Source organism: Stenotrophomonas sp. 80084_Sma (assembly GCF_056481995.1).
Map to the genome: position 1 here is coordinate 887,054 of NZ_CM151177.1, position 22,658 is coordinate 909,711.

The window sequence follows — 22,658 nt, forward strand, 5'->3', positions numbered from 1 at the left end:
GGGGCGTGGTCACCCTGGCCAGGACACGCAAAAGCCCCTCCATGGTGCTCGATGGCGCCATCCATGGCGCCAACGGTCCCGTCCAGGGTGACCACGCCCCCTCTGGACGATTTCCGTGTGCGCGGCCGACGTGCGCGTGGCAGAGCAAGAAGCAGGCCCATGACTTCCGGGGTTCGGGGCGGGGCAGGGCGGCGGGCTACAATCGAAGGTTCCACTACCAGGGGCCGCTCCATGCGCTCGAACCTGCTTGCATTCTCCATCGTCGCCAGCCTCGGGCTGGCCCAGGTCGCCCATGCCGCTGAAGGCATGTGGGTGCCGCAGCAGCTGCCGGAAATCGCCGGTCCGCTGCAGAAGGCCGGCCTGAAGCTGTCCCCGGAACAACTGTCCAACCTGACCGGCGACCCGATGGGCGCGGTCGTCGCCCTCGGCGGCTGCACCGCCAGCTTCGTCTCGCCGCAGGGCCTGGTGGTCACCAACCACCACTGCGCGTATGGCGCCATCCAGCTGAATTCGACCGCGCAGAAGAACCTGATCAAGGACGGCTTCAACGCGCCGACCCTGAAGGACGAACTGAGCGCCGGCCCGAACGCCCGCGTGTTCGTGCTCGACCAGATCACCGACGTCACCGCCCAGGCCAAGGCCGCCATTGCTGGCGCCGGCAACGATCCGCTGGCCCGCAGCCGCGCGCTGGACGCCTTCGACAAGGCCCAGGTCGCCGCCTGTGAAGCCGATGCCGGCTTCCGCTGCCGCCTGTACAGCTTCTCCGGCGGCAACACCTACCGCCTGTTCCGCAACATGGAAATCAAGGACGTGCGCCTGGTCTACGCGCCCCCGGGCAGCGTCGGCAAGTTCGGCGGCGACGTCGACAACTGGATGTGGCCGCGCCACACCGGCGACTTCTCGTTCTACCGGGCCTATGTGGGCAAGGACGGCAAGCCGGCCGCCTTCGCCGCCGACAACGTGCCGTACCAGCCCAAGCACTTCCTGAAGTTCGCCGACCAGCCGCTGGGCGCAGACGACTTCGTGATGGTGGCCGGCTACCCGGGCCGCACCAACCGCTATGCACTGGCCGGTGAGTTCAACGAAACCGCCAGCTTCACCTACCCGACCATCGCCAAGCACTACAACGCAGTGCTGAAAATGATCGCCGACGCCGGCAAGGCCGACGCCGACGTCAAGGTGAAGTACGCAGCGACCGCCGCCAGCATGAACAACGTGGCCAAGAACTACCTGGGCCAGCTGGAAGGCTTCAAGCGCATCGACGCCGCCGGCCAGAAGCAGGCTGAAGAAGCCGCCGTGCTGGCCTGGCTGAAGAAGCAGGGTGCTGCCGGCAAGCCGGCCCTGGCCGCCCACGCGCAGCTGCTCAAGCATCTGGATACCAGCAAGTCGACCCGCGAACGCGACCTGTTCGTCGGCCAGTTCAACAACACCTCGGCCGTTGGCGCAGCGATCACCCTGTACCGCCTGTCGATCGAACGCAGCAAGCCGGATGCCGAGCGCGAAGCCGGTTACCAGGAACGCGACCTGACCACCATCGAAGGTGGCCTGAAGCAGATGGACCGTCGCTACGTGGCGAAGATGGACCAGCAGCTGCAGACCTACTGGCTGGACCAGTACGTGGCCCTGCCGGCCGCGCAGCGCGACAACGAAGTGCTGAACAAGTGGCTGGCCGGCAGCGATGCCGCTGCGGTCAAGTCGCTGGTGAACAAGCTGGGCGGCACCGAGCTGGGCAGCCTGGACAATCGCCTGAAGTGGTTCAAGGCCGACCGTGCCGCGTTTGAAGCCAGCAGCGATCCGGCCATCCAGTACGCCGTGGCCGTCATGCCGGCACTGCTGAAGCAGGAAGAGCAGAAGAAGATCCGCGAAGGCGAATCACTGACCGCCCGCCCGCTGTACCTGCAGGCCGTGGCCGACTACAAGAAGAGCCAGGGCGAGTTCGTCTATCCGGATGCCAACCTGTCGCTGCGCATCACCTTCGGCAACGTCATGGGCTATGGCAAGGACGGCGTGAAGTACACCCCGTTCACCACCCTGGAAGGCGTGGCGGCGAAGGAAACCGGTGAAGATCCGTTCGATTCGCCGAAGGCGCTGCTCGATGCGGTCAAGGCCAAGCGTTACGGCGGCCTGGAAGACAAGCGCATTGGTTCGGTGCCGGTGAACTTCCTGTCCAACCTGGACATCACCGGCGGCAACTCCGGTTCGCCGGTGCTGGATGCCAACGGCAAGCTGGTCGGCCTGGCCTTCGATGGCAACTGGGAATCGGTCAGCTCCAACTGGGTGTTCGACCCGGTGATGACCCGCATGATCGCCGTCGACAGCCGCTACATGCAGTGGATCATGCAGGAAGTGGCGCCGGCGCCGCAGCTGCTGAAGGAACTGAACCTGGTCAAGTAAGGTTCGCGGTTCGGGGCGGTCCATCCACGCATGGCGTGGATCTACTGCCTGTACCGAGGGTAGTGCCGGCCGCTGGCCGGCAACCTCGACCAGATAGCCGGAGTTTCCGAAACCCCGCGACCCACGTCGCGGGGTTTTTTCATGCCCGGCCCGGCCCGGTGCGCCGAACAGGTATCATCCCTGTTCCGCGTACTTCACAGGATGTGAACGAAACGCGGAAACCTCCTCCCCCCAGGACCCCTTGCACGCATGCGCATCCTGCTTGCCCGCCACGGCGAAACGCCGTGGAACGCCGAAGGCCGCTACCAGGGCCAGATCGATATTCCGCTTTCGCCGATCGGTGAAGCCCAGGCCCAGGCACTGGGTGCCCGCCTGGCCTCGGTGGACATCACCCGTGCCGTCGCCTCGCCGCTGTCGCGCGCCCAGCGCACCGCGCAGCTGGCGCTTGGCGCCGCGCGTGCCGACATGCTGCTGACCGAGCCGGAGCTGCAGGAAATCGCCCACGGTGAGTGGGAAGGCCTGCTCGCCAGCGAGATCAACGAAAAGGATCCGTCGCGCCTGCAGGCCTGGCGCGAGGAGCCCGATACCGTGCTGATGCCCGGTGGCGAATCGCTGCGCCTGGTGCTGGAACGCAGCTGGCGTGGCCTGGCCCGTGCCACCGAAGGCCTCGGCGAGCACGACACCCTGCTGGTGGTTGCCCATGACGCGGTCAACCGCGTGATCCTGTGCAAGGTGCTGGGCCTGCCGATTTCCCGCCTGTGGACCTTCCGCCAGGCACCGACCACGCTCAACCTGCTCGAAGGCGCCGACCTGGACAGCCTGGAAGTGGTGCGCCTGAACGACTGCGCCCACCACACGCCGTTCTTCGGCGAAGCCAAGCACCGCGCACTCTGACCCGCCACACCGAACCACCTGTACCTGCTGGAAGCACTGCCGTGACGAACACCCCGACCACCCTGGCCGATTGGCTGGATTACATTGAACGCCAGCACCCGGCGACCATCGACATGGGCCTGGAACGCGTGCGCGCCGTGGCCACGGCGATGGGTCTTGGCGCGCCGGCCGGGCGCACCATCGTGGTCGGTGGCACCAACGGCAAAGGCTCCACCGTGGCCTTCATCGAGGCCATCGGCCGTGCTGCCGGTTGGAAGGTGGGTGCCTACACCTCGCCGCACCTGCTGCGCTACAACGAGCGCGTGCGCATCGACGGGCAGGACGTGGACGATGCGGCGCTGGTTGCTGCGTTCAATGCCGTCGAAGCGGCACGCGGCGACACCACGCTGACCTATTTCGAGTACGGCACGCTCGCTGCTTTGCAGCTGTTCGCCGACGCCGGGCTGGACCTGGCGGTGCTGGAAGTGGGCCTGGGCGGCCGCCTGGATGCGGTCAACATCGTCGACGCCGATGTATCGGTGATCACCACCGTGGACATCGACCATGCCGAGTGGCTGGGCGAGGACCGCGAAGCGATCGGCGCCGAGAAGGCCGGCATCATCCGTGGCTGGAAGCCGGTGATCCTGGGCGAGACCGATCCGCCGTCCAGCGTGCTGGCGCGTGCCTATCTGGTCGGTGCCAACGCGATCCGCGGCGGCAGCGATTACTTCTACGAGCCGATCGACGCCCAGCGCTGGCGCTGGCGCGACGTCGGCCTGCGCATGGAGCTGCCGACCCCGGCGCTGGCCGGCCCGATCCAGCTGGCCAATGCCGGTGCTGCCATCGCCGCCCTGCGCGCGCTGGACAAGCCGGTGCCGCGTGCGGCGTGGGCCGCGGGCATCGCAGCAGCGCGTATCTCCGGCCGCATGCAGGCATTCGAGCGCGACGGCGTGCAGATCCGCGTGGACGTGGGCCACAACCCACAGGCGGCGGGCCAGCTGGCGCGTGCGCTGAAGGCCGAAGTGTCAGCCGGCCGCACCCTGGCGGTGTACGCCTCGTTGCAGGACAAGGACGCGGCGGGTGTGGTGCAGGCCCTGCAGGACGTGGTGGGCGAGTGGACCCTGGCCGGGCTGGACGGTCCGCGTGGGCAGAGCGCCGCTCAGCTGCAGGCACGCCTGAGCGGTACGGTGGCGGCCAAGGCACCGCTGGCCGATAGCGTCGAACAGGCCCTGGCGCAGGTGCTGGCCCAGGCTGAGCGGGGTGACCGGGTGTTGGTGTTCGGCTCCTTCCATACCGCCGCTGCGGCCCTGCAGTGGCTGCAGGGCGACGCCTGATCCGCGTTCAGCCAACGCCGACGCCGGCCGGTCCGGCACCCGTATAATCGACGGCAATCTCCGGACAGTTGCCTGCCTCACGTGGATACGCCTCTGAAACAGCGTCTGATTGGTGCCATCGTGCTGGTGGCACTGGCCGTGATTTTCCTGCCGATGCTGGTCAAGGGACCCGCACCCGACAGCGGTGTCGCCAATGTGCCGATCGCCGCGCCGGATGCGCCGGCCGATGGCCAGTTCGAAACCCGTGAGCTGCCGCTGGTCGCCCCGGCCGGTGGTGCCACCGGCCTGCAGACCGGGCAGGCCAAGCCGCTGCAGGAGGCTGCCACGCCGGCTACGCCGCCGACCGTGGACACCTCGCCGGCAGTCGCCGCCGGCAACTATGCGGTCACCTTCGGTGCCTACGGCAGCAAGGCCGACGCCGATGCGGTGATCGCCTACCTGAAGCGCTCGCAGCTGCCGGGCTTCGCTGAAACGGCCACCATCAACGGCCGCCAGGCATGGCGCGTGCGCGTTGGACCTTACGCCGACCGTGCCCAGGCCGAAGCGGCCCGCCTGCAGGCGGTGAAGATCCGTGCGGATGTGAAGGCCGAAGTGATCACCCTGGACGCGGCGGCCGGCAGCAGTACTCCGGTTGCGGCCGCCCCGGCACCGGCTGCGCCGAGCGCCAGCACCCCGTCCGCAGCTGTTGCGCCCTCGGCCAGCGGCAACCCGGTCCGCAGCGAAAGCCTGCCGCCGAGCACGCCAACGGCGACCGCGCCGCCGGCCGCCAAGCCGGAACCGCCGAAGCCGGCGCCGAAGCCCGAACCGAAGCCGGAGGCCACCGCCAGCAAGCCGGCGACGGTGCCGACCACACCGGCAGCACCGGCTGCCAGCGGCGTCGGCTTTGCCGTGCAGCTGGGCGCGTTCGGTCAGGCCAACGATGCCAATGCCCTGCGCGACAAGGTTCGTGCCGCTGGTTTCAGCGCTTTCGTCGAGCAGGTGCGCACGGACAAGGGAACCCTGCATCGCGTCCGCGTCGGGCCGGTGGCCAACCGCGCTGACGCCGAGCAGCTGAAGGCGCAGGTCGCCGCCAAGGTCGGCGTGGCCGGCATGGTCCGACCGCACCCATGACCCACGCGCAGCCCCGTTGCCAGCGCCGCCGAAGGAGCGGGGCGCCATGATCGACGTGGTGCTGCTGATCGTGATCGCCGCCTCGACCCTGCTGGGGATGCTGCGCGGCTTCGTCGGAATCGTCATCGGCACCCTGTCGTGGCTGCTGGCCGCGTGGGCGGCCTTCGCCTTCGGTAATGACGCGGCCCACTGGTGGGCCGCGCCGGCGGCCCCCGGAGGCGAGCACTTCGTCGGTGGCTACCTGGGGGTCGGCATCGGCGTGATGATCGTGGTCGCGGTGATCGGCATGGTCATCAAGGCCCTGGTCCACCGCAGCATGCTGACCAGCCTGGACCGCCTGCTGGGCGGGGTGCTGGGCGCGGTGCGAGGCGGCCTGATCGCCGCGGTCCTGCTGCTGCTGGGCAGCTTCACCCCGCTGACCGCCGAACCCTCCTGGCAGCGCTCGGCGGTGCGTCCGTTGCTGAACCCGACCGTGGCCTGGATGAACAGCAAACTGCCGCACTGGGAGGTTCCCGGGGCCGATCTGCTGCCCAAGGCCTTGCCGACCGACGCGCTGTCCCCATCTGCATTGATGGAGTTGGGCAAGAACGCAGGCGCCGGGTTGGGAAAGCCGGGCGCGGCAGGCGATAATGGCATCCTCAACCAGGTAGTGGCAGGCAGCGGATGGCTGCGGCCTGCGAAAGCGGAACAGGGCGATTCCTACGATCCGGCCGAAGTGCGCCCGGACGCTCCTGCACTGCCGGACAGTATCGAGCCGGGCGATCCGGCCAACGTCGACCGCGCGCGCGGCGACCACCGCGGCCAGGTACGGCCACCTTCCTTGTAACTGGGCACAGCCCAGCGGAGACCTCGCACCATGTGTGGCATCGTCGGAATCGTCGGCAACCAGAACGTCGCCGGGCAGTTGTATGACGGCTTGACCGTTCTCCAGCACCGTGGCCAGGATGCGGCGGGCATCGCCACCGCCAGCGGCAGCCGCCTGCGCGTGCAGAAGGCCACCGGCCTGGTCCGCGATGTGTTCGATGCCCGCACCATGTCCACCCTGGAAGGCAGCGTCGGCATCGCCCATGTGCGCTACCCGACCGCCGGTTCGGAAGGCATGGACGAGGCACAGCCGTTCTACGTCAATTCGCCGTACGGCATCGCGCTGGCCCACAACGGCAACCTGATCAACACCGAAGCGCTGCGCCAGCAGGTGTTCGAACAGGACCGCCGCAACGTCAACACCGATTCGGACAGCGAAGTGCTGCTGAACGTGTTCGCCTATGAACTGGAGCAGCAGCGCCAGCTCAGCCCGGAAGCCGCGATCCGCGCGGTGGCCGGCGTGCACCGCCGCTGCAAGGGTGGCTATGCGGTGGTCAGCGTGGTGCTGGGCCTGGGCCTGGTCGCCTTCCGCGATCCGCATGGCATCCGGCCGCTGGTACTGGGCAAGCGCAGCCACGCCGAAGGTGACGAGTACATCGTCGCCTCCGAGTCGGCCGCGCTGGACGTGCTGGGCTTCCAGCGCGTGCGCGACGTGCAGCCGGGCGAAGCGCTGGTGATCACCGCGCGTGGCGAGCTGTTCTCGGAAATCTGCGCCGAGCCGGCCGAGCACACCCCGTGCATCTTCGAATACGTGTACTTCGCGCGCCCGGATTCGATGATCGACAACGTCTCGGTGCACAAGGCGCGCATGCGCATGGGCATCAAGCTGGGCGAGAAGATCCTGCGCCTGCGCCCGGACCACGACATCGACACCATCATCCCGATCCCGGATACCTCGCGCGATGCCGCGCTGGAGATCTCCAACGTGCTCGGGGTGAAGTACCGCGAAGGCTTCATCAAGAACCGCTACATCGGCCGCACCTTCATCATGCCGGGCCAGGGCGAACGCGTGAAGTCGGTGCGCCGCAAGCTCAACCCGATCCACCTGGAGTTCCGCAACCGCGTGGTGCTGCTGGTGGACGACTCGATCGTGCGCGGCACCACCAGCCAGCAGATCGTGCAGATGGCCCGTGATGCGGGCGCGCGCAAGGTGTACCTGGCCAGCGCGGCACCGCCGGTGCGCTACCCGAACATCTACGGCATCGACATGCCGGCGGCCGAAGAGCTGGTCGCGCACAACCGCACCGTGGAAGAGATCGAGGCCCACCTGGGCTGCGACTGGCTGATCTACCAGGACCTGGAAGACATGGAAGCGGCGGTGAGCGAGGGCAACCCGGCGCTGCGCAACTTCGATTCGTCCTGCTTCAACGGCCACTACCCGACGGGTATCGAGCCGGGCTACTTCGAGCGCATCCAGCAGCTGCGTTCGGACGACGCCAAGCACAAGCGCCGCGCCTGAGGTCCAGGCGTGGTCGATGTACCCGACGTTGGTGGCGACCTGCTGCGCGCCGCGCAGCAGTGCCTGGCCGAAGCCGACCCGCTGCGCAAGGTGGCGCTGACCCAGGCCTATGCCGCCGCGTTCCGTGCTGGCCGCCTGAAGGTGGCGGCCGATGCACCGCCGCCGGAGCCGATCCGCATGCCCGGCCGGCCGCCGCAGCTGGTGCTGGTGCATCCGCGTGAAGTGCCGCGGCGTGGACTGGGCGGTGTGGAAGGGCGTGCCGCCTTCATCCACGCCATCGCCCATATCGAACTCAACGCGATCGACCTGGCCTGGGATGCGGTATACCGCTTCCGTGGCCTGCCGTCGGCGTTCCATGCCGACTGGGTCAGCTGTGCCGACGACGAATCGCGGCACTTCATGCTGCTGCGCGAACGCCTGCAGGTGCATGGCCACGACTATGCCGATTTCCCAGCGCACAACGGCCTGTGGGAAATGTGCGAAAAGACCGCCCATGACGGCCTGGCACGCATGGCACTGGTGCCACGCGTGCTGGAGGCGCGCGGCCTGGACGTAACGCCCGGCATGATCGGGAAGCTGCGCAATGTCGGCGATGGCGAAACCGCCGATGTGCTGGAAGTGATCCTGCGCGAGGAAGTGGCGCACGTCGCTGCCGGTTCGCGCTGGTACCGCTGGTACTGCGACCGCGCCGCTGTCGAGCCGCGTGCGCGCTTCAAGGAACTGCTGGTGGAGTACGCCGGCGGCTACCTGCATGGGCCATTCAACATCGAAGCGCGCCTGCTGGCCGGGTTCGATGCGGATGAGCTGGCCAACCTGGTTGAACAGGCCGGCTGAAGAAAAGGGGACGGAGGGGATTAAGTCGTTTGTGGCACAAACGACTTAATCCCCTCCGTCCCCTTTTTTCATGCGTTCGGCAACACCACGCGCTTGCCATCCACCGTTGGCCGGTTGATGTAGAACAGGCCGGGACCCGGCCGGTACGGCAGTTCGCTGACGCCGGCATCGGCGGCGTAGGTCAGTGCGGTGTCGCCCAGTGCATCGAAGTTCCAGTGCGCCGACTGCATCAGGTAACGCCGTCGCAGCAGCGCCTCCTGTGTCTGCGTCAGCGGCTGTCCGGCCACCAGTCGGCGTGCGATTGGCTGCAGGGCGGACGGCAGCTCCCAGCCGGGAACTCCAGCGGCATTGGCGGTCCATTGCACGCCAGCATCGATGGCCTGCTGCTGCATCACCTGCAGTGCGATCAGCTGGTAACGCCAGTCGATGCGCCGACGCAGCACCACCGCGGCGGTCACATACAGCACCGGCGACAACAGCACGCTGCGGCTGCCGGCGCGACGCTGCTGCTGCCACTGGTGCCAGACATCCACCCAGATCTCCTTTTCACCCACGCCCAGCTGCTGCCGCCAGCGTTCGGCGTCGGCCTGCGTTTCGGCGTAGGCCGTGGTGGCCTGCAGCAACGCCAGTGGAGGGACCTGGTAGTCGGAAACCGCTGGGCGGCGCAGCTGCTGCCGGCGCGGACGGCTGAGCAGCTTGGGCCCTTCTTCCAGCTGGTTGTAGCCACCGCCGATGTTGGCGTGCACGCCGGGCAGGGCGACCTCGGTGAACGTTGGCGCGACGCTGGTCAATGGATAGTGTTGGCGATGCTCGTCACGCGCGGCCAGTTGCACGACGTGTGCCGCGATGCCACTGCGCAGGGCGAGCTGCGGGTGTTCATCGGCGCGGCCACCATTGACTGCAACCACGGTGTCGAACAGTCCGATGAAGCGCAGCACCGGCGTGACGGCGGCGAAGTCCGCAGTGCAGGGCAGGCCGGCGCCCTGCAGCAGCTGGCGCCAGCGCGCGCTGTCCCAGGCCTGCAGCTGGTTTGCGATGTCACGTGCCGCGGCAGCACCGCGCGAATAGCCGAACAGATCCAGCTGCACGCCACGCAGCGGTCGCTGCCAGCGCGCGGACAGCTCGGCCAGTGCCGCCGGCAGCAGCACCTGCAGCGCGCGCTGCACTTTCGCGCGAACGCCACTGGCACCGATGCCGAAGGCCAGTCCGATCAGATCGTCATCGGCATCATCGCGGGTCCCCACGCCCTCGACATAGATCGACAGCGAAGGCGCGGCCATCGCATCGCGGCGGCTGTCCGGATACAGCTGCTGCAGGCGCGCGATGTTGGTCAGGCCGTTGTCGTAGCTGCTGGTCAGCCGGCTCTGGTAGGTCGAATCATCATCCGCGCGCAGCTGCGCCGGGCGTGGCTGCGGAACCTGTGGGCGACCGCGTGCCAGGTTGTGTGCGTTGTTGCGGGTGCCATCGAAGAACAGGCCGATCCGCAGCAAGCCCACATCTTCGTCCGTGTCCTGCGATGGTGCCATGTGCATTCCCCGTCGTGGCTGCGTCACGGTAGCGCGAAAGCGGTGTATTGGCGAAGTGTAGTGACGCTTTTGACCTTACTTAACGCAGATGCGGTCGATCACAGTTCCTGATTTTCATTCCCATCTTCTATTGAATTCACACGACCCGCGCAGGCCAGATGGCCAGACCCGGTAGACCCGGGCGTGCTGCATCAACGCTGTTCACATCATTCAAGGAGCGACGCAATGTTGTCCAGATCGATTGGCAAAGCGGCAGGTGGCCTGGTGTTGGGTTTGTCGGTGGCAGCGGCCGCGCATGCGGCACCGTTGTTCGAGCCGGTGACGGTCATCAGCCGCGCATCGGCAAACAGTGAGCCCGCGCTGGGCAAGCTGCTGGCCACCCCGTCCACCGCGACGGTACAGGAAGTGCGTGTCGACGCTGCTGCCACTGCGCAGCCGCAGCTGGAGTTCGAACTGCTTGGCCAGCGCGTGCAGGCGGTGCGCAGCAAGGTGGAAGCCCTGCCCGATGGCGGCAGCATCTGGTACGGCCAGTTGCGCTCGCCGTCCGATCGGCTGACTGCCGCCACTTCGAATGGCCAGGATGATCCTGGTAATTCAGTGATCCTGGTGCGTTCGGGCAACACCCTCACCGGTTCGATCCGCAAGGACGGCAAGTTGTATCGCCTGCGCCCACTGGGCAACCGCCATGTACTGGTGGAAGTGGATGAATCGCGGATGCCGGCCGACCATCCGGCCGACTACAACCAGCTGCCGAAAATCCCGATGGGCAACAATGACCGCATCGGCATCGCGCAGGCCTCGTCCGGTACCCCGGCCACCATCCGCGTGCTGGTGGTGGCAACCAATGCAGCGGTAACGGCCTATGGCGGCAACATGCAGTCGCTGGTGCAGCTGGCGGTGGCCGAATCCAACCAGGGCTACGTCAACAGCAACGTGGGCATCACCCTGCAGCTGGCCGGCTATGAAACCACCAGCTACACCGAATCCGGCAACTTCACCACCGACCTGACCCGCTTCCGCAACACCAGCGACGGCTACATGGACAGCATCCACACCAGCCGCAACAACACTGCGGCCGATGTCGGCGTGCTGCTGATCAACAACACGAGCTACTGCGGGTTGGCCTCGGGCATCGGTTCGACGGCATCGACGGCGTTCGCGGCGGTGTACTGGGACTGCGCGACCGGCTACTACTCCTTCGCGCATGAGATCGGCCACCTGCAGAGTGCGCGGCATGATATCGCCAGTGATCCCAGCACGTCGCCCTACGCCTATGGGCACGGTTATCGCTACGAGCCGTCCTCCGGTTCGCGCTGGCGCACGATCATGGCTTATGACTGCTCGGCCGGCTGCCCGCGCCTGAACTACTGGTCCAACCCGAACATCAACTACAACGGCATCCCGATGGGCAATGCCAGCACCGCCGACAACCAGCGCGTGCTGGTCAATACCAAGGCCACCATCGCGGCCTTCCGCTGAGGCCAACCGCCGACCGAGGTCGGCGTCTACCCGGGTGCGTTCACCTGCCCTGGTAGATGCCAACCTTGGTTGGCACCCCGCGATCCATCATTCGCGCGCCAGCGTATCCAGCGACCAGCCGCCGGCATCCACGCGCAGCACCGATCCCTGTTCGTACCAGTCACCCAGCACGATGCGGTTGCAGGCGCGGCCACCGGCCTGCAGCGTGTGCACCGCCGGGCGATGGGTGTGGCCGTGGATCATGGTGTCCACGCCATGGCGCACGAAGGTGGCATCGACTTCGGCGGGTGACACGTCGGTTACCGACTCGAACTGCGCACGATCATCCTGCTTCATTTCCGACTGGCGGGCCTGGCTGGTTTCCCGGGCCTTCTGCGCGAAGGCGATGCGTGCGGCCAGCGGCTGCGACAGGAACTGCGCTTGGAACACCGGGTCGCGCGTCTGTGCACGGAACTGCTGGTAGGGGATGTCGTCCGTGCACAGCAGGTCGCCGTGCTGCAGCAGCACCGGGCGGCCGTACAGCTCGATCACGCACGGGTCGGGCAGGATGCGCAGGCCGGCACGGCGCGCATAGTCTTCGCCGAGCAGGAAGTCGCGGTTGCCGCGGATGAAGTACACCGGTACGCCGCTGTCGGAAAGTACCTTCAGCGCGTCGGCCACCGCATCGGCAGCAGGCGAGGGCGTGTCGTCGCCGATCCAGGCTTCGAACAGGTCGCCGAGGATGTACAGCGCATCGGCGCCGGGCGCCTGCTCGCGCAGGAAGCGCAGGAACAGGTCGGTGATCTCCGGACGGCTGGGGTCCAGGTGCAGGTCGGAAATGAACAACGTGGTCATGCAGGCATTCTAGGGCATCCACCGCCGGGCATGGCCCGGCGCTACCGAAGGGATCTGACCCCGGGGGCTACACCGGCAGCGGCAACCAAGCCAGGCTGGCCGATGCCAGCAGGATGGCAATGCCGGTGGCGGCCAGTACATCGGACGGGTAGTGCAGGCCCAGCACCACCCGCGACAGCGCGACGCCGAAGGTGAACGGCACCAGCAGCGGCGCCAGCCACGGGTAGTAGGCCAGCGCGACGATGGTGAACGACACTGCGTGCAGGGTGTGCCCGGAGGGGAAGCTGAACTCGTCCAGCGGCGCCACCCAGGCACGGATGCGCAGATCGGCCGCATACGGGCGGGGGCGCCGTGTCCAGCGCTTGAGGCCCTTGTAGAGCAGCAGGGCGGCCAGGCCGGTGGCGGCCATGTGCACCGATGCACGCAGTCCGTCGAAGCCGTCCACCGCCACCAGCGCGCCCATCAGCACGTACCAGAACACGCCATCGCCGAGCCGGCTGATGACCGAGAACAGGCGACGCACGCGGCGACGCCGGCAGTAGTGGTTGGCCCGGCGGCAGAGCCGCGCCTCGCGGCCGGCCAGCAGCTCAAGCGGCGTGGTGCGCATGGCCGCTCCTCCGCGACTGGGCCAGCTCGGCCAGCAGGGCATCGAATTCGGCAACCACCTGCTGTGGATGCAGGCGCTTCATCGCACGCGCGGCGCTGCTGCCGAATTCGCGGCGTCGTGCATCATCGGCGGCCAGCTGCACCGCTGCCTCGATGAACTGCTCATCGTTTTCCACGGCCGCACCGTTCTCGCCATCACGCAGGTATTCGCGGGCCGCACCGTAGTCGAAAGCGACGGTGGCCAGGCCGCTGGCCATGCTTTCCAGGGTCACGTTGCCAAAGGTCTCGCTGCGGCTGGGGAACAGGAACAGGTCACCGCTGGCGAAATGCCGTGCCAGGGCTTCGCCGCGCTGGATGCCGCAGAAAATGAAATCGGGGTTTTCATGTGCCAGTTTTTCGCGGGCCGGACCATCACCCACCCAGACGAAGCGGGCTTTGGGCCGGATCTGCTGCAGGCGGCGGAAGGCTTTCACCGCCAGGCCAAGGTTTTTTTCCGCAGCGATGCGGCCGACATGGATCGCGACCAGGCCGTTGCCGTCCACGCCCCATTCCTCGCGCAGCGCCGGGTCGCGCCGGCCCGGATCGAACTGCTGGCTGTCGACCGCGCGTGCCAGCAGGCGCACGCGTTCGAAGCCCTGTTCACCGAGGAACTGCTGCAGCTCGCGGGTGGGCACCAGGGTTGCATCGGCCTGGTTGTGGAACCGGCGCATCCAGCGCATCGCGGCAGCCTGCAGCCAGGCCACGCCGTAGTCGGGCAGGTACTCGTCGAAGCGGGTATGGAAACCACTGGCGACCGGAATGCCAAGGCGGCGCGCGGTGCGCAGCGCCGACCAGCCCAGCGGGCCTTCGGTGGCGATGTAGACCGCATCGGGACGCTGCTGCTGCCAGTGACGGTTGAGCCGGATCGGTGCAGGCAGGCCGAAGCGCAGGCCGGGGTAGCGCGGCAGTGCGGCGCCCGGCACCAGCAGCGTGCCCGGTGCCGAGTCCAGTGCTTCGCTGGTCTGGCGTGGCCGGATCAGGTCGATGTCATGGCCGGAATTGCGCAGTCCCTGCTCCAGGCCCTGCACGGTGAGGGCAACGCCGTTCACTTCCGGCGGGTAGGTCTCGGTGACGATGGCATAGCGCATGGCGGGCCTCCGGGTTTCCGGCATGCTCGGGCCTGGCGATGTAGCCGATATGACCGCTTTGCGACCACGGGATGACGGTGGTCAGGTCCCTGTACGAAGCCACGGCCCCGAAGGGCCGTGGCGGTCGTGCAGGTGGCGCGGTGGATCAGAAGCGCTGCTGGTATTTCATGTAGATGAAACGACCGATGTCGAAGCCACCGTAGTAGGAGAAGTTGGCGCTCGGCTGGCTGTACATGGCCGGTCCCTGGCGGCCGAACACATTGTTGGCACCGATCGAAACTGTCGCATCCCATGGCAGGTTGTAGCGCGCCTGCACGTCGTGGAAGGTGACCGATCCGCGACGGTTGTAGTCACGGCTGCCACTGAACCACGGCGCGCGCTGGCCCGGGTGCGAGCACTCACCCGGATACGTGGCTGCATCCAGGCAACGCTCCTTGACCGCCGAGAAATAGCGCAGGCCCCAGCTTAGGCCGAGGTTGCCGCGCTCCCAGCCCAACGATGCGTTGGAGCGCACACGGAAGCCGATGCCGCCGTTGCTGGCGATGCCATTGCTGGGAATGGGCGGGGCATCCGCCTCGTTGGTGGTCCGTTCTTCCGCGGCGACCACATAGGTGGTCTTCCAGTCGGCGCTCAGCGTGCCCCAGGACGTTTCGATCTTGTGGCCGATCTCCAGGTCATAGCCTTCGGCCTGGCGGAACCCGCTGTTGCGGCTGCCATAGTTGAGCGTGTTGACGATGCCCAGTTCCGGGTCGCGGGTGAAACTGCCGCAGCGCTCGGCGATGCCCAGTTCGTAGCAGTCGCGGAGGATGTCGTTGGGATGGTCGGCGACGATGGTGTTGTCGATACGGATCTTCCACCAGTCCAACGCAATGTTCAGTCCTTCGGCAAACGTCGGGCTCCAGACCAGCCCCAGCGTGCGGCTGGTCGAGGTTTCCGGCTTCAGGTCGGGATTGGAGCCGTTGGTGAAGGGCAGGGGCGTCTGCCCACTGCTGCCGGTGATCGGCTCGTTGCCCTGGCCGAGCTGGCGGTAGCTGTCCGCGTTGGCGATGTCGGCGGCGCAACGTGCACGTACCTCCGGGCTGCTGGCGGCGGCGCCATAGACCGTATCGCAGGGGTCACGGAAGCCGGTGGTGAAGGTCTGCGAGCCGCCGCCGTACAGATTCGAGATGGTCGGCGCACGGAAACCCTGGGCCCAGGTGCCACGGACCAGCAGCTGGTCGATCGGCTTCCACGAGATGCCGAACTTGCTGTTGAGGGTTCCGCCGAAGGTGGTGTAGTCCGAGTAGCGCGTTGCCATGTCCAGGGTCAGCTGGCGTGCACCGGGGAGGTCGCTCAGCACCGGCACGCTCAGCTCCAGATAGGCCTCGTCGACACGGTAGCCACCGCCGGTGGGGCCCGCCGCCAGGTTGGTGGTGGCGCCGGTCTGGGCCAGCGCGTCGGGAATGAAGCGACCCTCCTCGCGGCGGCTCTCCACACCCAGGGCGAAGCCCAGTTCCCCGGCGGGCAGCGTGGCAAGGCCGCCACTGAGGCTGGCGAACAGGTTGCGGGTGGTGTTGCGGCCACGGGTGAGTTCCTCGGGGAACAGCCAGTCCTGCAGTTCGCCATTGCCGGTCAGGCCGTACGGGTCCTCCTGGCCATACGGCACCAGTGGATTCCAGGGCTTGCAGCCGGCAATCGGTGCATCCGGTGTACCGCATTCCACCTTGCCGGTGGCCGGGTTGTAGAACGAAGGACCGGTGGAATCGGCAACGCGCTGCTTGTGCAGGTCGCCGGTGGCACGCTGCTCCAGCTCGCTGCGGTTGTACTGGTAGCCGGCTTCCCAATCGAAGTCGCGACCGGCGAACTGGAAGCTGCCTTCAAACGCTGCAATACCCTGCCAGGTGGTCAGTTCGCTGGTGCTGATGCGTGGAATCTCCCAGGTGCGGCGGTTCCAGTGCACGTCGCTTGGGCGTTCATAGCCGTGGTGGCGGCCGAACGGATTGAACCAGCTGTCGGCGGACATCGGCGTGATGCCGGCCGCACCGGACTGGAACGGATAGCCGGCAATCTGGCGCGTGGTGGTGCGTCGGTTGTAGGCCAGCTGGGTGTTGAAGCGGATCTGGTCGTTCAGATCCATGCGTGCATCGACGAAGAGCGAATCGCGCTTGATCGGCGTCTGCACGTGCATCTGTTCATTGCTGTTGCTGACATCACCGGTGAACGGTGTGTTGTCACTGAGGTGGAAGCTGTCCGGCCCGCCCGGCTGGCTGCCGCGATCGAGCGAATAGCTGCAGCCACGGGCGCTGCTGCAGCCCGGGCCCTTGAAGCCGACGATGCGCCCCCACTGCCCGACCGTGGTCCAGCCATCGTCCGGATGACGATCGGTATAGGTGTAGGCGCTGAAGCCGCGGTCCTTCGCCCAAACGCCCTTTTCTTCGACATGCTCGGCGGCGACACTGATCGAAGCGCGGTCATTCGACCAGCCGGCAACCACGTCGTACTGGGTGCGGGCACCATCGCCTTCGCTGAACTGCCCGTGGTAGACGTTGGCGGTCACGCCCTGGACGTTGCGCCGGGTGATGATGTTGACCACGCCGGCCATCGCGTCGGAACCGTAGATGGCCGAGGCGCCGTCCTTCAGCACTTCCATGCGTTCCACGGCAGCGGCGGGAATACTGGATATATCCTGGTAACCCGAAGTGGTCATGCCCAGGCGCTTGCCGTTGACCAGCACCAGGGTGCGCTGTGCACCGAGGCCGCGCATGTCCACGTAGCTGCCGCCTGCGGCCTCGCCCGCACTGAGCGGGCTGGCACGGCTCAAGGCCGGGCTGCCGGTTGCGGTCAGGTTCTGCAGGATGTCGGCAACGGAATTGAAGCCCTGCCGCTCGATGTCGGCGCGGCTGATGGTCAGCACCGGCTGCGCGGTTTCCAGGTCGACCTGGCGGATGCGCGAACCGGTGATCTCGATACGGTCCAGCGTGGTGGCTTCCGGTGCGTGCTGGGCGAATGCGGGGGCGGCCAGTGCGGTGGTGGCCGTCATCGCCAGTGCACGACGGATCGCCAACCCGAGCTCGGGAATACGGATGGTCATGGGTCTCTCTCTCAGTCTTCGAAGTCTTCGGAACACAGCCAAGCGGGGCTGCGTCAACTCCACCGCGGCGGTGGATGTTCGAACCTAGTGAAGATGGATGGGGAGACGTATGGGCAAGCGACGAAAGCGCTGCAGACGGCCGTGACGCTTCTGCACAAAGCGGAAGCAAATCAATCGATTGCTCCAACCTGTGGCATCGCGGCGGACGCAGCGTAGAGGACCGTGTCCCTGATTGAACGCATCACGGTCAATGTGGAAAGCGACAGTCTGCGCGGAGGCAGAAAAAAACCACGGCCCCGAAGGGCCGTGGTCGTCGAGCTTCAACAGCGCGGATGGATCAGAAGCGCTGCTGGTACTTCATGTACATGAAACGACCGATGTCGTAGCCACCGTAGTAGGAGAACGACGAGTTCGGCTTGCTGTACATCACCGGCGCTTCCTTGCCGAACACATTGTTCGCGCCCACCGAAACGGTGGCATCCCACGGCAGGTTGTAGCGGAACTGCACGTCGTGGAAGGTCACGGCACCGCGCTCGTTGTACGCGGTCGGCGACTTCAGCCACGGAGCCAGGAAGGTCGGATCGGAGCATTCGTCCGCATAACGCGAGGCGTTGAGGCAGCGCTCCTTCACACCGGAGTAGTAGCGTGCCGTCCAGCTGACGCCGAAGTCACCCACATCCCAGCCCAGCACCAGGTTCGAGCGCACGCGGAACGCAAGGCTGGTGGCGGTGCCGATGGTGTTGGCAACGCCGTTGATCGGCGTGATCGCTTCGCGGACATCGTTGGTGGAGCGGTAGACGTTCTTGCTCACATAGGTGCTGGTCCAGCCTGCGCTCAGCTTGCCGTAGCTGGTGTCGACGCGGTAGCTGACATCCAGGTCGTAACCTTCGGTCTCGGCAAAGCCGGCATTGCGGTTGCCGAACTTCAGGCCGGTGACGATGCCGTTGGACGGGTCACGGCTGAAGCGGCTGCAGCGCGATTCGATGCCCTGCTCGTAGCAGTCCCTCAGGATCTGGTTCGGGCTGTCACCGACGATGGTGTTGTCGATGCGGATCTTCCACCAGTCCAGTGCCACGTTGAGGTTGCTGAGGAAGGTCGGGCTCCACACCAGGCCCAGCGTCTTGCTGGTCGAGGTTTCCGGAACCAGCAGCGGGTTCGAACCGGACACGAACGGCGTCGGGGTCGCATCCTGCGCCGTGGTCACCGGGGTGTTGCCCTGCTTCAGCTGGCGGAAGTTGCCGGCATCGGCGATGTCACGTGCGCATCGCGCGCGGACTTCAGCACTGCCCTTGGCCGAGCCGAACACGGTGTCGCACGGATCGCTGAACTGCGCGAAGGTCTCCGAACCACCACCGTACAGGTCGTTGATGGTCGGGGCGCGGAAGCCTTCTGCCCAGGTACCACGGACCAGCAGCTGGTCGATCGGCTTCCACTTGAAGCCGAACTTGCTGTTGAGCGTGTTGCCGAAGGTGTTGTACTTGGAGTAACGGGTGGCGGCACTGAAGCTCAGCTCACGCGCACCGGGCAGGTCGGCCAGCACCGGCACGCTGAGCTCCAGGTAGGCTTCCTTCACGTTGTAGCTGCCACCGGTCGGGCCTGCGGCCAGGTTGGTGGTGGCGCCGGTCTGGGCCAGGGCATCGGGGGTGTAGCGGCCATCTTCCTTGCGGCTTTCCACGCCGAAAGCGAAGCCCAGGTCGCCGGCCGGCAGGGTCATGATGCTGCCGGACAGGTTGGCGAACGCGTTCTTGGTGGTGGTGCGGCCGGTGGTGCGTTCCGCAGGGAACAGCCAGGCCATCAGTTCTTCATTGCCGGTCAGCCCGTTCGGATCGTTCTTGCCGTAGGGCACCAGCGGGTTCCACGGCGTGCAGCCGCTGATCACCGCGCCCGGACGGCCACACATCACCTTGCCGGTGGCCGGATCCAGGAACGACGGACCCACAGCATCGCGCACGCGCTTCTTGTGCAGGTTGCCGGTGGCGGTAGCGGTCAGCTCGTTGCGGTTGTACTGGTAGCCCACGTCCCAGTCGAAGTAGCGCTGGCCGATCTCGAAGCTGCCATCCAGCGACACTACCGCACGGTAGGTCTTCAGTTCGCTGGTGCTCACACGCGGGATTTCCCAGGTGCGGCGGTTCCAGGCCACGTCGGTAGGCTTGGCATAGCCGTGCTGGTTGCCGAACGGATTGAAGTAGCTGTCCTTGGACATCAGGCCGGTGGCGGTCGGGTCGCCCGAGATGGACACCGAGCTGGACTGCAGGGGGTAGCCTGCAATCTGGCGCTCGGCCGAACGCTTGTTGTAGCCGAATTCGGTGCGCAGGTTGACCTGGTCGGTGATCTTGAAGCGACCGTCGAAGTACACCGAATCACGCTTGAGCGGATACATGACGTGCATCTGTTCGTTGGCGTTGCTGACGTCGCCGGTGAACGGGGTCGCATCGGTCAGGTGGTAGTTGGCCGGGTTGGTCGGGTCAGCACCACGGTTGAGCGAGTAGCCGCAGCCGTCCTTGGTGTTGGTGCAGCCCGGGCCGCCCTTCAGGCCGGTGACCTGGCCCCACTGGCTCAGCGTGGTCCAGTTGGAGGCATCGTTCGGGTGGCGGTCGCTCACGCCGTACTTGCTGAACCAGCGGTCCTTGGCCCAGACGCTCTTTTCTTCGGAGTGCTCCAGTGCCAAGGTCAGCGACACGCGGTCATTGCTCCAGCCACCCACCACGTCGAAGCGGTCGCGCGCGCCGTCACCTTCGCTGTACTGGCCGTGGTAGACGTTGGCGGTCACACCGTTGACGTTGGAACGGGTGATGATGTTGACCACGCCGGCCATCGCATCGGAACCGTAGATGGCCGACGCGCCATCCTTCAGCACTTCGATGCGCTCCACCGCCGACACCGGCAGCGAGGACACGTCCTGCAGGCCCGAGGTGCTGATGCCCAGGCGCTTGCCGTTGACCAGCACCAGGGTGCGCTGCGCGCCCAGGTTGCGCATGTCGATGTAGGTGCCGCCGGTGTTTTCGCCCGAGCTCAGTGCGTTTGCACGGCTGATCGCCGGGCTGCCCATGGCGGTCACGTTCTGCAGGATGTCGGCCACCGAGCTGAAGCCCTGGCGCTCGATGTCCAACCGGCTCAGTGCCAGGACCGGCTGAGCGGTCTCCACGTCCACCTGGCGGATGCGCGAGCCAGTGATCTCGATGCGATCCAGGGTGGTCGGCGCGGCGGTGCTGCCACTCTGGGCGAACGCAGGCAGGGCGGCCAGCGTCGCAGTGGTTGCCAGGGCGTAGCGGATGGCCTGCCCCAGGGGGGTGGTACGTGAAGTCATGACGAGCTCTCTCTCTCTCAGGTCGTGCAGGGACGCCAAAAGGGGCGTCGAAGAAATCGGCCGCCCACAAGCGGACCGATGACCCGATAGTAGTCTCGTTGGTTAATGCTCTGTAAAGAGGTCGTGTCGATTTGTACCAGGCTTCATCGTCAGATTTCACGAAAGCTCAACAAAAGCAGTCGCTTAGCTGTAACGCTGAATGCGCTCCCCCGACTTGATCTGCTGCGTCGCAGCAGGTCAACCGGGGGCGCATGCGCGAACCGTAACGGTGTGTGACCTTCTTTCCCTCGCGGGAAAGTGTGAGCCTCAGGCTACGAAGGGCCGGAACTGGATGCCCAGCCCGGCGATGCCGTCGGTCTCGCCGATCAGATCGGCGCGCAGCAGTGGCCGGGCATCAATGAAGGCCTGCGGCACGATCAACGACAGGCGGTTGTCGTCGGCGGTCAGTTCCAACGCCGGCAGTGGATCGTCCTCATGGGCACGATTGAGCAGCACCGCCAGGCGCAGCAGGGCGGCCAGCCGGCGAGCGGTCAGCAGCAGGCGCTCGGGCAGGGCGTCGAAGGCGGTCTTGGTCACGCTGCGGCGATGGCTGCGCACCAGCGCGGCCAGCATCTGCTGTTCCTGCCGCGAGAAGCCGGCGATATCCGAGTGTTCCAGCACGTAGCTGCCATGCACGTGGTAGCCGCTGTGCGCGATCATCAGGCCCAGCTCGTGCAGGCGCGCGGCCCAGCCGAGCATGCGCGCGTCGTCGGCATCGAGCCGCCAGCGTTCCTGCACCTGTTCCAGCAGTGACAGCGCGGTGTCCTGCACACGGTCGGCCTGCACGGTATCGATGCCGTAGCGCTGGCTGAGCGCGGACACCGATTCATCGCGCAGATCGTTCTCGCCAGCGCGGCCGACGATGTCGTAGAGGATGCCTTCGCGCATCGCGGCCTTGCTGACCAGCAGCTTCTGCAGGCCCAGTGCCTGGAAGGCGGCCTCCAGCACCAGGATGCCGCCGGCAATGATCGGGCGGCGGTCGCTGGACAGTCCCGGCAACTGGATGTCGTCGATCTTCTTGGCCTTCAGCAGTTCGTCGCGCAGTTGCGGCAGGGCCTCGGCGGTAATCGCGCCCTTGCTCAGCTTCATCGTCGCGCAGATCTCGCTGATCGCCTTGTGCGTGCCCGAAGAACCCAGCGCTTCCTGCCAGCCCAGCGCGCGGTACTTGCTGGCGAAGGGCTGGAACTCGCGACCGATCTCGGCCAGCGCGTCCTTCCAGCGCTTCTTGCTCAGCTTGCCGCCGGGGAAGAAACGCCGGGTGCTGGCAATGCAGCCGGCCTGCAGGCTTTCGCGCTCCAGGGTCTGCATGCCCATGCCGATGATGAATTCGGTGGAGCCGCCGCCGATGTCGATGACCAGCCGGCGCTGGCCGGGCTTGGGCGGTTGTGCATGGGCCACGCCCAGGTAGATCAGGCGCGCTTCTTCGCGGCCGCTGACCACTTCGATGGCGTGCCCGAGCGCGGTTTCGGCGGGAACCAGGAACGACTGCGGTGAACGCAGCTGGCGCACGGTGTTGGTGGCCAGTGCGCGCACCCGGTGCGGCGGTACATTGCGGATGCGCTGGCCGAAGCGGGCCAGGCATTCCAGCGCGCGCTGCCGGGCAGCGGAGGAGAGTCCCCCTTGCCATCCAGGCCGTCGGCCATGCGCACCGTCTCGCGCAGGCGGTCGATTACCCGCAGCTGGCCGAGCGTGTAGCGCGCGATGACCATGTGGAAACTATTGGAGCCAAGGTCGATGGCGGCCAGCAGGTCGCCATCCTGCAATGCGGGCGGAGTCGTGGTGGTGTGCGGCATGGACGAATG

At 66.6% G+C, this 22,658-nt stretch carries 14 protein-coding genes and 1 pseudogene; 8 read left to right on the forward strand and 7 right to left on the reverse strand.

Annotated elements, in window-relative coordinates; genetic code table 11:
- The first annotated feature begins 231 nt into the window (after positions 1–231).
- The 7 genes from ACZK3W_RS04075 (at position 232) to ACZK3W_RS04105 (ending at position 8,868) form a co-directional block, all read left to right on the forward strand.
- A complete protein-coding gene (locus ACZK3W_RS04075; protein ID WP_125895369.1) occupies positions 232–2,394 on the forward strand; it encodes a S46 family peptidase in 2,163 nt (720 codons plus the stop codon).
- 249 nt (positions 2,395–2,643) lie between these two features.
- The gene (locus tag ACZK3W_RS04080; protein ID WP_010483945.1) at positions 2,644–3,288 is read left to right on the forward strand and encodes a histidine phosphatase family protein; all 645 of its coding nucleotides are present in this window, start codon (positions 2,644–2,646) and stop codon (positions 3,286–3,288) included.
- Positions 3,289–3,329: 41 nt separating this feature from the next.
- Positions 3,330–4,601: a bifunctional tetrahydrofolate synthase/dihydrofolate synthase gene (folC, locus tag ACZK3W_RS04085; protein WP_180838309.1), complete on the forward strand. Its 1,272-nt coding sequence runs from the start codon at positions 3,330–3,332 to the stop codon at positions 4,599–4,601.
- Between the two features lie 81 nt (positions 4,602–4,682).
- Complete coding sequence (locus tag ACZK3W_RS04090) at positions 4,683–5,711, forward strand: SPOR domain-containing protein (RefSeq protein ID WP_180838310.1); 1,029 nt, start codon at positions 4,683–4,685, stop codon at positions 5,709–5,711.
- Positions 5,712–5,757: 46 nt separating this feature from the next.
- The gene (locus ACZK3W_RS04095) at positions 5,758–6,537 is read left to right on the forward strand and encodes a CvpA family protein (protein WP_049400926.1); all 780 of its coding nucleotides are present in this window, start codon (positions 5,758–5,760) and stop codon (positions 6,535–6,537) included.
- 30 nt (positions 6,538–6,567) lie between these two features.
- The gene (gene purF, locus ACZK3W_RS04100; protein WP_032129068.1) at positions 6,568–8,034 is read left to right on the forward strand and encodes an amidophosphoribosyltransferase; all 1,467 of its coding nucleotides are present in this window, start codon (positions 6,568–6,570) and stop codon (positions 8,032–8,034) included.
- 9 nt (positions 8,035–8,043) lie between these two features.
- Positions 8,044–8,868: a ferritin-like domain-containing protein gene (locus ACZK3W_RS04105; protein ID WP_478450499.1), complete on the forward strand. Its 825-nt coding sequence runs from the start codon at positions 8,044–8,046 to the stop codon at positions 8,866–8,868.
- A gap of 68 nt (positions 8,869–8,936) precedes the next feature.
- On the opposite strand, the gene ACZK3W_RS04110 is transcribed toward ACZK3W_RS04105, so the two are convergent.
- Entirely contained in the window at positions 8,937–10,394 is a 1,458-nt protein-coding gene (locus ACZK3W_RS04110; protein ID WP_478450500.1) for a DUF2235 domain-containing protein, read from the reverse strand.
- Positions 10,395–10,619: 225 nt separating this feature from the next.
- Between ACZK3W_RS04110 and ACZK3W_RS04115 the strand changes: the two genes are divergently transcribed.
- Positions 10,620–11,873 (forward strand): zinc-dependent metalloprotease, encoded by a 1,254-nt coding sequence (locus tag ACZK3W_RS04115; protein WP_032129071.1) that lies wholly within the window; start codon positions 10,620–10,622, stop codon positions 11,871–11,873.
- Between the two features lie 87 nt (positions 11,874–11,960).
- Here the strand turns inward: ACZK3W_RS04115 and lpxH are convergent, their stop codons facing one another.
- From lpxH to ppx, 6 genes and pseudogenes are all read right to left on the reverse strand, one after another.
- Complete coding sequence (gene lpxH / locus ACZK3W_RS04120; RefSeq protein ID WP_253143531.1) at positions 11,961–12,707, reverse strand: UDP-2,3-diacylglucosamine diphosphatase; 747 nt, start codon at positions 12,705–12,707, stop codon at positions 11,961–11,963.
- A gap of 67 nt (positions 12,708–12,774) precedes the next feature.
- Positions 12,775–13,314: a phosphatase PAP2 family protein gene (locus tag ACZK3W_RS04125; protein ID WP_180838314.1), complete on the reverse strand. Its 540-nt coding sequence runs from the start codon at positions 13,312–13,314 to the stop codon at positions 12,775–12,777.
- Positions 13,295–14,440, reverse strand: coding sequence for a glycosyltransferase family 4 protein (locus ACZK3W_RS04130; RefSeq protein ID WP_032129074.1), 1,146 nt, complete (start codon positions 14,438–14,440; stop codon positions 13,295–13,297). The genes ACZK3W_RS04125 and ACZK3W_RS04130 overlap by 20 nt, the downstream gene beginning before the upstream one ends.
- Before the next feature lie 145 nt (positions 14,441–14,585).
- A complete protein-coding gene (locus ACZK3W_RS04135) occupies positions 14,586–17,510 on the reverse strand; it encodes a TonB-dependent receptor domain-containing protein (protein ID WP_253143532.1) in 2,925 nt (974 codons plus the stop codon).
- Positions 17,511–17,847: 337 nt separating this feature from the next.
- Positions 17,848–20,817 carry a TonB-dependent receptor domain-containing protein gene (locus tag ACZK3W_RS04140; RefSeq protein WP_032129076.1) on the reverse strand — a complete coding sequence of 990 codons (2,970 nt, stop codon included), beginning with the start codon at positions 20,815–20,817 and terminating at the stop codon, positions 17,848–17,850.
- 306 nt (positions 20,818–21,123) lie between these two features.
- Positions 21,124–22,649, reverse strand: a pseudogene (gene ppx / locus ACZK3W_RS04145) (exopolyphosphatase).
- Positions 22,650–22,658 lie beyond the last annotated feature (9 nt).